5 protein-coding genes are annotated in these 2,782 nt (G+C 71.9%); 1 reads left to right on the top strand and 4 read right to left on the bottom strand.

Annotated features, from left to right (window positions below; translation table 11 throughout):
- The 4 genes from AC1D12_RS30165 to AC1D12_RS30150 all read right to left on the bottom strand — a co-directional run.
- Positions 1–375, bottom strand: a 375-nt coding sequence (locus tag AC1D12_RS30165; RefSeq protein WP_477844929.1) for a c-type cytochrome, incomplete at its 3' end; no start/stop codon positions are given.
- A 57-nt stretch (positions 376–432) separates the two neighbouring features.
- The gene (locus AC1D12_RS30160) at positions 433–1,080 is read right to left on the bottom strand and encodes an FMN-binding negative transcriptional regulator (protein WP_477826375.1); all 648 of its coding nucleotides are present in this window, start codon (positions 1,078–1,080) and stop codon (positions 433–435) included.
- Positions 1,081–1,090: 10 nt separating this feature from the next.
- A complete protein-coding gene (locus AC1D12_RS30155) occupies positions 1,091–1,567 on the bottom strand; it encodes an OsmC family protein (protein ID WP_477826374.1) in 477 nt (158 codons plus the stop codon).
- 11 nt (positions 1,568–1,578) lie between these two features.
- Positions 1,579–2,367, bottom strand: a complete 789-nt coding sequence (locus tag AC1D12_RS30150; protein ID WP_477826373.1) for an isocitrate lyase/PEP mutase family protein — start codon at positions 2,365–2,367, stop codon at positions 1,579–1,581.
- Positions 2,368–2,442: 75 nt separating this feature from the next.
- On the opposite strand from AC1D12_RS30150, the gene AC1D12_RS30145 reads away from it, so the two are divergent.
- A partial coding sequence (locus tag AC1D12_RS30145; protein WP_477844928.1) for a GntR family transcriptional regulator occupies positions 2,443–2,782 on the top strand: 340 nt, incomplete at its 3' end.

Genomic DNA, 2,782 nt, shown 5'->3' with positions numbered 1-2,782 from the left:
GCGCACCAGCGCCTCGCCGCGCTGCGCGAGCGCGGCCGGCAGCGCAGGCCCGGGCGCCGGCGGCGAGTACGGCAGGTCGAGCGACGAGAAGTACGCGGCGATCTCGCGCAGGTAGGCATCGCTCAGCGGATCGAGCAGGCCGGTCATCAGCGCGTACTGGCGGCGGCCGTCGCGAAAGCCCTGCAGCTGGTGGTAGAGGTAGTCGGCCGGCTTGCCGGCGATGCGCGGGTAGTAGCCGTCGCGCGCGGCGCGGCCTTCCTTGCCGTGGCAGCCGGTGCAGGCCTGCAGGCGTTGCGCGATCGTGTCGGGCACCGGTGGCGCGGCACGTGCACTGAAGACGGCGGTCAGCAGGATCAGGGCGAGCAAGGATTTCATCGTGCGGTGCGCGTGGCAGACGAGGCGACGGCGCAGCGCGAGTATCCTCCCGCGTCTTCAGCCGCCGGGCTGCACCAGCCTGGACATATTGACCGACGCACCGGCCGAGTCAGCGCCGCCCTGGTCACGCAACCCCGCCGCGACGCCTTCGCGATCGGCGCTCGAGCGGTTCTGGCTGACCTTCCACTTGCCCGTCAGCGCCTGCAGCGGGATCTCGATGCCGACGATCGCGCGCAGCATGCCGTCGATGAAATCGGCCGGCGCATCGGCCACCGCCCAGGGCCGTGGCAGCGCAGCCTCGTGTCGCTGCGTCAGCCGAGTCACCAGCGACAGCAGCCACGGTGCGTCTTCATGCACCTGCAGCCTGCCGCGCGCCTGCACCATCACGTAGTTCCAGGTCGGCACCACCTTGCCGTGCTCCGCCTTCGTCGCGTACCAGCCCGGCGAGATGTAGGCCTGCGGCCCCTGGAACACGACCAGCGAATCGACATCGCGCCGCGCGGCCTGCCACACCGGGTTGGCGCGCGCGACGTGGGCGCGCAGCACCGCGCGGCCGGCCTCGTCGTGCTCCAGCAGGAAGGGCACCGGGTTCGCCGACAGCTCGCCGCCGGCATCCTGCGTGACCAGCAGCCCGAGCGGGTGCGTGCGCACCAGCTCGTGCAGCACCTCGGGGCGGGATTCTTCGAAATGACGGGGTGCGTACATCGAGGCTCTTTCAGTCGATCGTGACGGGTTCGCAGCGCACCTCGGACTTCACCGAGTTCGCGATGAAGCAGTTGGCATGCGCCTCGTGGTGCAGCCGCGCCTGCTCGGCGGCATCGGGCCGGCGCTCGCCGCCATAGCGCACGGCCGGCCGCAGCGTGACGACGGTGACCGCCATCTGCCCCTGCGCATTCGGTTCCATGATGCCGACCGCCGCATCGCGGTAGTCGTCGATCACCCAGCCCGCCTTCGCGGCGAGGCCGAGGAACCACAGCATGTGGCAGCTGCTGAGGGCCGCGACGAGGGCTTCCTCGGGATCGACCGCGCTCGGGTCCGACATCGGCACGCGCACCGAATGCGGCGACGACGAACCCGGCACCGTCGCCCCGCCGTCGAAGTGCCAGTCRTGGCGGCGGCTGTAGCGGTTGTCGGTGAAGGGCTGGCCGGCGCGCGTCCAGTGCACCTCGGCGTGGTAGTCGTGCGTGGCCATCGTCGAGGTCCTCACAGGCGGTTCAGGTAGTCGAAGGTGCCGCGCTCGCGCACTTCGGTCGCGGCGTCCAGCAGCCCGCGCATCGCGGCGCGGTACAGCGAGGTCGCGAGGCTGATGCGGCGCACGCCGGCTGCTTCGAGCTCGGCGACGCTGAACGACTTGCCCTTGATGCCGACCATGAAGTTCAGCGGCTTCGTCAGCGCGCTGCACACGGTGCGCACCGCGTCGAGGTCGGGCAGGCCGGGTGCGAACAGCACGTCGGCGCCGGCGCGCTCGAAGGCCTGCAGGCGGCGGATCGTGTCGTCGAGGTCGGGCTTGCCGCGCAGGAAGTTCTCCGACCGGGCGGTCAGCACGAAGCCATGCGGCAGCGCGCGCGCCGCCTCCACCGCGGCGGCGATGCGCTCGGTGGCGTGGCCGATGTCGTACAGCGGCTTCGCCTCGTCGCCGCTCGCATCCTCGATCGAGCCGCCGGCCAGGCCGATTTCGCCGGCGCGGCGGATCGTCTCGGCGGCATCCTGCGGCGTCGCGCCGAACCCGTTCTCCAGGTCGGCCGACACCGGCACGTCGACTGCCTGCACGATGGCCTGGGCGTGCGCGATGGCCTCGTCGCGCGTCAACTGGCCGTCGCGCCGGCCCATCACCGCGGCGGCGGCGCCGCTGGAGGTGGCGAGCGCCGCGAAGCCGATGCCGGCCAGCGCGCGCGCCGAGCCGGCATCGAAGGCATTGGCGATCACGAAGGCGCGCGGGCCGCGGTGCAGCGCGATGAAGCGGTCGGTCTTGTTGATGGTCTGGTTGCTCATGAGAGGCTCCCGTCGGGTTCCGGATTGGTTCCATATCGTAGACACTGAAGAGGCTTCACGAGGAACCAATCGACCATGCCCGGAGGAACCAATTCGGCGCTTGCTTCAACGGCCGCCACGTTGCGCCAGCAGGTCTACCTGCAGCTGCGCGGCGCGATCGAGCAGGGCACCTTCGCGCCCGGTGCGCGGCTGCCGCCGTCGCGCGATCACGCGCTGGCGCTCGGCGTCGGGCGCAACACGGTGCTGTGGGCGCTGGAGCGGCTGCGTGCCGAGGGCTACGTGGTGGCGCGCGTCGGCGACGGCAGCTACGTGGCGCCGGGCCTGGCSGCGCTGCGGGGCGGCCGGCGCCGGGTGGCGGCGATCGCGCCGGCGGGTGCGCTGTCGAAGCGCGGCCAGGCCATCGCCGACATCGCGC

It is taken from the genome of Rhizobacter sp. P1_G5 (genome assembly GCF_056405435.1).
This window is presented reverse-complemented; position numbering and strand designations above follow the sequence as displayed.

Excerpts from the sequence above, each read along its gene's own strand:
- AC1D12_RS30160 (WP_477826375.1), bottom strand. The coding sequence starts at position 1,080 with ATGTACGCACCCCGTCATTTCGAAGAATCCCGCCCCGAGGTGCTGCAC.
- AC1D12_RS30150 (WP_477826373.1), bottom strand. The coding sequence starts at position 2,367 with ATGAGCAACCAGACCATCAACAAGACCGACCGCTTCATCGCGCTGCAC.